The organism is Desulfuromonas sp. (assembly GCA_002869615.1).
Lineage (GTDB): Bacteria > Desulfobacterota > Desulfuromonadia > Desulfuromonadales > UBA2294 > BM707.
Genome location: PKUH01000068.1, coordinates 1 through 6,640, shown reverse-complemented (window position 1 = coordinate 6,640; position 6,640 = coordinate 1). Strand labels below are relative to the sequence as shown.

At 50.8% G+C, this 6,640-nt stretch carries 7 protein-coding genes; 4 read left to right on the top strand and 3 right to left on the bottom strand.

The features are described 5' to 3' along the window. Nucleotides 1-96 precede the first annotated feature (96 nt). The 3 genes from C0623_06890 to C0623_06880 all read left to right on the top strand — a co-directional run bounded on the left by C0623_06890 (nucleotide 97) and on the right by C0623_06880 (nucleotide 3,452). A complete protein-coding gene (locus tag C0623_06890; protein PLY00664.1) occupies nucleotides 97-789 on the top strand; it encodes a thiol:disulfide oxidoreductase in 693 nt (230 codons plus the stop codon). Between the two features lie 270 nt (nucleotides 790-1,059). Beyond that, nucleotides 1,060-2,337 (top strand): hypothetical protein, encoded by a 1,278-nt coding sequence (locus C0623_06885; protein ID PLY00663.1) that lies wholly within the window; start codon nucleotides 1,060-1,062, stop codon nucleotides 2,335-2,337. Between the two features lie 47 nt (nucleotides 2,338-2,384). Then, nucleotides 2,385-3,452, top strand: a complete 1,068-nt coding sequence (locus C0623_06880) for a twitching motility protein PilT (protein ID PLY00662.1) — start codon at nucleotides 2,385-2,387, stop codon at nucleotides 3,450-3,452. Between the two features lie 467 nt (nucleotides 3,453-3,919). Here C0623_06880 and C0623_06875 read toward each other — a convergent pair whose 3' ends face one another. Then, nucleotides 3,920-4,174 (bottom strand): hypothetical protein, encoded by a 255-nt coding sequence (locus tag C0623_06875; protein PLY00661.1) that lies wholly within the window; start codon nucleotides 4,172-4,174, stop codon nucleotides 3,920-3,922. A gap of 140 nt (nucleotides 4,175-4,314) precedes the next feature. On the opposite strand from C0623_06875, the gene C0623_06870 reads away from it, so the two are divergent. Then, a complete protein-coding gene (locus C0623_06870) occupies nucleotides 4,315-4,740 on the top strand; it encodes a hypothetical protein (protein ID PLY00660.1) in 426 nt (141 codons plus the stop codon). Nucleotides 4,741-4,804: 64 nt separating this feature from the next. Here the strand turns inward: C0623_06870 and C0623_06865 are convergent, their stop codons facing one another. Both C0623_06865 and C0623_06860 read right to left on the bottom strand, forming a co-directional pair. Next, complete coding sequence (locus tag C0623_06865; GenBank protein ID PLY00659.1) at nucleotides 4,805-5,185, bottom strand: histidine kinase; 381 nt, start codon at nucleotides 5,183-5,185, stop codon at nucleotides 4,805-4,807. A gap of 15 nt (nucleotides 5,186-5,200) precedes the next feature. Next, complete coding sequence (locus tag C0623_06860) at nucleotides 5,201-6,334, bottom strand: sorbosone dehydrogenase (GenBank protein ID PLY00658.1); 1,134 nt, start codon at nucleotides 6,332-6,334, stop codon at nucleotides 5,201-5,203. Nucleotides 6,335-6,640: the final 306 nt, after the last annotated feature.

The following is a 6,640-nucleotide window of genomic DNA, read 5'->3' as shown; positions in this document are numbered from 1 at the left end:
TCTCTTGATCTGAAAAGTCGTGAATAATTCAGGAAGATGATTTTTGTTTCTGTTTTTCTTGATAGACTGGAACTGTGTAATCGAAAGGAGAACCTTATGATCGATCTCTATTTCTGGACGACGCCGAACGGCTACAAAGTCTCGATATTTCTCGAGGAAGCAAACCTGCCTTACCACCTGGTTCCGGTTCATATCGGTCGCGGTGATCAATTCAAGCCGGACTTTCTCGCGATTTCTCCCAATAACAAGATCCCGGCAATTGTTGATCATAAACCGGTCGATGCTGGCGAGCCGATATCGGTTTTTGAATCCGGGGCTATCCTGTTGTACCTCGCCGAGAAGACAGGCCAATTTCTCCCGATCGAGGTCCGGCCCCGTAAGGAAGTTGTTGCGTGGCTGATGTGGCAAATGGGTGGTTTCGGGCCGATGCTTGGACAGAACCATCATTTCAATCAATATGCTCCGGAGCATATCGAATACGCATGCAACCGTTACCTGCTCGAGACCGAACGGCTTTATGGCGTGCTAGATGAACGCCTGGAAGGTCGCGAATTTATTGCCGATGACTACTCTATTGCCGACATGGCGACCTATCCCTGGGTTGTTTCGCATGACAAACAGGGGCAGGATCTCGACGATTTCCCGCACGTCAAGCGGTGGTTTGAGGCGATTCGTCATCGTCCCGCGGTTATTCGGGCATACGCCAGAGGCAACGAAGTCAATACTGATTCAACTGTTAATGACAAGAGCAAAGGAGTCCTTTTCGGCCAGGGGCGACGGAAAAAGTAGGTTAAGACAGGTTGTTTCGAGCTGTTGCTTGATTTTGTCAGGTATCGGTTTCGGTGATAAAATCAAGCGGCTTAACGGCGAATATCAATTGAACCTTCTGCCCAGTTTTTAACGGTCTTGACAGGGCCCGAAAAAATATTCAGAAAGTCTTGAATTTTCTCGCTTTTTCGAGTTAAATAGGAAATGTTTTATTTTTGGAGGGGCAGATGTGCAGGCAATGCTATCCTGCCCCTTTTCGTTTATTTATTACCTGTCGGGGTTTAGTAAACAATGTCATTTAAAGGCGACCTTGAAGATCTCCCTATCGTTGATGTCATCCAGCTGATGCACAACACCAGGAACTCGGGCATTCTTTATATTAAAGGGCGCAAGGGGCAGAGTGAGCTGGTATTCAAGGGTGGATATATCGTAGGTGCCAGCCATCTCAATAATTCACTCCGGATTGGTGAGATTCTCGTGGCGCACAATTATCTCTCCGAGGAGGCGCTGGCCGAGGCCCTGAATGCACAAAGCGGATCGGGCGAAGAACGGAAGCCGCTGATTGTTACCCTGATCGAAAAGGGGCTCATTGATGAACAGGACGCTTATATGGGTCTGCGAGCTCTGATCGAACTTGTCCTCATTGATGTCCTGACCTGGCAGTCGGGGACCTTTATTCTGGAACCGGCGCGGGAGGCGGCGGTTGATACCTTTGCCTATTATCCACAGGAAATCGAGCGGGAAATCAACGTCGATGTCCAGGGTATTCTGATGGATGCCCTGCGGGTATTCGATGAAAAGCTTCGCGATGGCGAAATCGTCCTCGAAGAAGATCTCGAAGATACTGAAGCTCTCGAAGGTCTCGAAGAGCTTGAAGAGTTGGAGGAAGATTCTTCCGGCCCTGATATTACCGCTGACCTGCTTGGTCTCGATAACCTCGACGACCTTGATAAAAAGATACGTGGCGTGCATGCCGCTCTGGTCGACACGGCAGGCGATAGCGACAGAGGCAAGGTCAAGGAAGGGAAAGCGACGGCGATTCCGGTTGGCCCAAAAAAGGCGTCTCAGCCCGAATCGAAAGAACCGTCAATTGTCAGACAGTTGAACGAGTTCATTGGCCGACTTCCTGAATTCAAGTCGACACCCGAGATGGCAACCGCGATGTTGAAGTTCGTTGCGATCGTGTTCGAACGTACCCTGACTCTGGTTCTGCACAACGGCGAGTTGATTGCCGAAAAATCGGTCGGAATCAAGGTGCCGAAAGACCAGGGGGCTTCAGGGCCTCTCGGATTTCGAATTCAGCTCGACGATAACGCGATGATTGGTCGTGCGGTTAAAATGGGGAACCTGCAATACGGAATTGCCGATGATAACATCGGAATAGCGCTCTATGACAAGATCGGACCGCCGGCCAATAAATCGATGCTACTGCTCCCGATCAAACGGCACGGCAAGACAGTTTTCATGATTTATGCGGATTTCGGTTCGTCTGAGCCGGCTGATGTTCAGATCGAATTATTTGAAATGCTGGCCGATCAGGCAGGTCTGGCGCTGGAATGCGGTTTCTGAGTTGTGGTACAATTTTACTTAAAATGTCTGTAGTGTGAGGTGTTCTTATGGATTCCAAAGTTCTGAATCAGATTCTCGATATCGCTTTTGAAAAACGCGTTTCTGATGTCCATTTCGAAGTTGACAACCCGCCGTTCTTTCGCGGTAAGGGGCAATTGATCAGATCGAAGCTACCTGATCTCACCTCCGAGGACACCGAGTTCATCGCCAAGACGATACTCGCGCATAATGATCGTGAGCTAACCGCCGATATTCTTGAAACCGACGCCTCGTATGCTCTTGAGGGTGGCGGACGATTCCGGGTCAGCCTGTTCAAACAAAGAGGGTCGTACGGTATTGTCATGCGGGTTATCCCACCGGAGATTGGATCCTTCGAGGATTTGAACCTGCCAAAGGTGCTGACCGAAATTACCAAGGCGCCGAATGGTCTGGTTCTTGTCACCGGCCCGACCGGCAACGGCAAATCCACTACGCTGGCGGCGATGCTTAAACATCTCAACTCAACACGGGATTACAACATTATCACCATTGAAGATCCGATCGAATTTCTGTTCAAGTCTGAAAAAAGTTGCATTATTCAGCGTGAAGTCGGATTTGATACCGAGAGTTTTTCGGCGGCCCTCAAGGCCTCCTTGCGGATGGATCCGGATGTTATCATGGTCGGTGAAATGCGCGATCTGGAGACGATCGATTCCTGTATCAAGGCCGCCGAAACCGGACACCTTGTTTTCTCTACCGCTCATACCCAGGGTGCAGTGGCATCGATAAACCGTCTGGTCGGTCATTTCCCGCCGGATGCCCAGGAGATTGTACGGCAACGGCTGGCTGACATTCTGGTTGCAACAGTCTCCCTGCGCCTGGTCAAGGATACCACGGGTGAGCACCTGGTTCCGGTCGTTGAAATCATGCGGACAACGACGACGATCCAGGCCTGCATTCGTGAGGGGCGTCTTGACGAGATCGAGAAGCATATTGAAAATGGCAGATCTGAATATTTCATGCAGACCATGGACCAGCATCTGGTCGAGCTCTGTGAAAAGAAAATTATCACCGTTGATATTGCCAAGTCAATTTCGAGATCAATGGATTTGGAGCGGAAGTTGATGGTTTCCTGATTAATCAAAACACATAGGTACGAAAGCCCTCTTTGCCGGAGCATAGGGGGCTTTTTTTTGTTCTTCGAAGATTTGAGTGAATATAAAGTCTGACTCCCTTTCTGGAAAATTCAGGACAGGCAAAAACAGTCAGGACCGCTGATCGATACCAGCGACCGTTGGTTTGACGGGGACACTACCCGAAATTCAGGGAAGTGTCCCCTGAACACTGAAGATCATAAAACCGCGCGGTCGCGGCCGCGCACTCCGCCATACTCTTTTATTGAGCCATAAAAGAGTATGCAGAAAACGGCTCCCTGGCCGGGGGCTTTTTCGTGCGGGCTGAATTATTTCTGTTCAACTGTGCTGCCGGGGAGTTTGCCTTCAGGCAAACGCGGCACATCGCTGTGGCGGTTGCGGTCGGGCTGCGGTTCGGTGGTCGAGCTGACAGGTGCGACCTCAAGAGCTCCGGGGGTGAGTCAAAATCATCAATAGCTGACCCGCAACTGATCGAGAATCAGGTGGATATCCTTGAGGTTGAAACCGATTTTCTCACAACAATAGTTCGAGATCGTATCATACTCAGCGACCCGGTTTGCCAGCTCCCGAACCAGATGTTCCTGTCCCTTGAACTCTTCGCGGTTTTCAGCAACCTTCATCAGCAGCGGTACAACGAAATCGGGAAGTTCCCCCTCCCGGCTTTCACGCCGGGTCACTTCAGCAAGTCTGGTAAACTCATCCATGACGTAAGTTTATCAAAAATAAGGTTAATTGGAATCAAACATTATGCCGTCGGGTTTAGACCTGAATCGGGCAGGTTTGCATTTTTCTCTCATTTTGATACGGTTTATCTATAAACAGAGTGAAAAGAGAGGAGGTAGAAATGGGTTTATTCAGTAAATTGGGAGGTAAGGATTATCCGGCTCTGAGTTCGGACAGTGCGGCCGCCGAGCAGCTGGCGAACATGCAGGCCGGCCTCAAGGATCTTATCGAGGAAATCCCGGACAAGCTGGAAGTGATCCCGGGCAACGATTCAGCGTATGTGTTTATCGGTAAGCCACCAAAGAAATTCGGAGTTGCCTGGGTTGACGATGAAGGACATGTCGGGAAACTGCATACCCTGGTCGCGGAACAAGGGGTGCAGCCGGCGGTTGTTCAGGGCATCAGTGAGGAGTTGCGGGTTGCTTATGAAAAAAACCAGGCTGCTGAGCGTTTCAAGACTGACATCGAAGGGAAGGAAGTTGTCGTAACACCTTGTGCTGAGCTTAGAAACGATGTCGCTGAAATTATCGGTAAAGTTCTTAACTAGTTTCCAACCACACAGATGTTATACAAACCGGCCCGTCAGGCCGGTTTTTTTCTTGCCGAAGGAATTATGCTCCTTCTCTTTTCTGAATGGCATTAAAGACCATATCCAGAACCTCCTTCTGCCGCGCCTCATGCTTGTTCAGCACGGCGAGACACTCTCCCATCGGAATTTTGTCATGCAGGTACTCGGCATCATGTCCGGAAAGGATGATGATTCTGCTTTTGCTCAGGCCTTTTTCACAGGCATAGCGCAAAAGCTTGGTTCCGTCGAGCCCGGGCATTTCAAGATCGATCAGCAAAAGGTTGATATCGTGGTTGATCTCCGGCAGGCTTTTCACCTGGTCACTGAACGCGACTACTTCGAGAAGCGGGTATCGTTCCCTGATATAGCTTGTGAACAGATCGAGGAAATGCCGGTCATCATCAATGATCACGATCTTGTGCATCACTAAACCTGTTTTTTACATGCCTTGCTGATAGCTGATGCGATAAATCCTTCCGGCATCGTCATCGGATACCAGCAAGCTGCCGTCGGGCAAAACAAGAAGGTCGACCGGTCGACCGATGACTTTCCCGTCTTTCAGCCATCCTTCGGCAAAGGGTTCATAGGAAACCGCCCGGTTGTTCTTCAAACGGACCAGCATGACCCGGTAGCCGATCTTGGTAGAACGGTTCCACGATCCATGCTCGGCAATAAAGACCTGATTCCGGTATTCTTCGGGGAACATTGTTCCGGTATAAAAGCGCATGCCGAGGGCTGCGACATGTGGGCCCAGTTCGCGAACCGGCAGGGTGAATTCGCTGGCCTTCCGGCCTTCACCGAACTCAGGATCGGCAATTGTTCGGCCGTGCCAGAAAGGGAATCCGAAATGCAGACCTTTTTCCGGTGCCCGGTTCAGCTCATCGGGGGGAAGGTCGTCACCGAGCCAGTCGCGACCATTATCGGTGAACCAGAGCTCGCCGGTGACCGGGTGCCAGTCAAAACCGACTGAATTCCTGACGCCATGCGCAAAAATTTCGAATTGATTACCGTCAGGGTGCATGCGGGTGATCGTCGCAAAGCGATCATCATCCTCAAGGCAGACGTTGCACGGCGCCCCGATCGGAACGTACAGCTTTCCGTCAGGTCCGAAGGCGATGAATTTCCAGCCGTGATGTTTTTCCGTCGGGAACGTATCGTTGATGATCACCGGCAGCGGCGGATTGCCAAGTTTTTTCTCGATATCGTCGAATCTTATAATCCGATTAAACTCGGCGACGTAGAGTGAGCCGTCGTGGAAGGCGACACCGTTTGGCATAACCAGATTCCGGGCGATGATATAAGTGCGATCAACCTTGAAGTCCTGGTCCTCATCAACCAGAGCATAAACGCGATCACGTTTACGGGTGCCGACAAAGATTGTCCCCTGATCGCCACGTGCCAGGGAGCGGGCCCCGGAAATATTATCGGCGAAAAGCTCAATGGTGAAGCCGGATGGAAGTGCAAAATCGGCGGTGGAGAAGTCTTTGGCGGCGGCTTCCGAAACCGGCCAGCCGGCCGCCAAAATGGCGATGAGAATAACCACGCAAAAATGTTTGAGGGCATGTACTGGCATTCGCTTACCTGTCTTGGCTCTTTACAGGCAAGTTTACCGCAGCCGCTGCGCCAGGCAAGCTTTCCGGGAAATAAAAGGTTCTTCGCAGATGAGAGTGAATACAGAGGACAGGCAAAAAGAGTCAGGTAGGGAGGACACGATCCGACTTTCAGGGAAGTGTCCCTGACCTGAAGACTGAAGATAATAAAACCGCGCGGTCGCGGCCGCGCACTCCGCCATACTCTTTTATTAGGCCATAAAAGAGTATGCAGAAAACGGCTCCCTGGCCGGGGGCTTTTTGTTCCGTCTGAATTATTTCTGTTCAAC

What these genes read in the sequence shown, in the direction of transcription:
- C0623_06890 (PLY00664.1), top strand. Translation starts at nt 97, where the DNA reads ATGATCGATCTCTATTTCTGGACGACGCCGAACGGCTACAAAGTCTCG.
- C0623_06885 (PLY00663.1), top strand. Translation starts at nt 1,060, where the DNA reads ATGTCATTTAAAGGCGACCTTGAAGATCTCCCTATCGTTGATGTCATC.
- C0623_06880 (PLY00662.1), top strand. Translation starts at nt 2,385, where the DNA reads ATGGATTCCAAAGTTCTGAATCAGATTCTCGATATCGCTTTTGAAAAA.
- C0623_06875 (PLY00661.1), bottom strand. Translation starts at nt 4,174, where the DNA reads ATGGATGAGTTTACCAGACTTGCTGAAGTGACCCGGCGTGAAAGCCGG.
- C0623_06870 (PLY00660.1), top strand. Translation starts at nt 4,315, where the DNA reads ATGGGTTTATTCAGTAAATTGGGAGGTAAGGATTATCCGGCTCTGAGT.
- C0623_06865 (PLY00659.1), bottom strand. Translation starts at nt 5,185, where the DNA reads ATGCACAAGATCGTGATCATTGATGATGACCGGCATTTCCTCGATCTG.
- C0623_06860 (PLY00658.1), bottom strand. Translation starts at nt 6,334, where the DNA reads ATGCCAGTACATGCCCTCAAACATTTTTGCGTGGTTATTCTCATCGCC.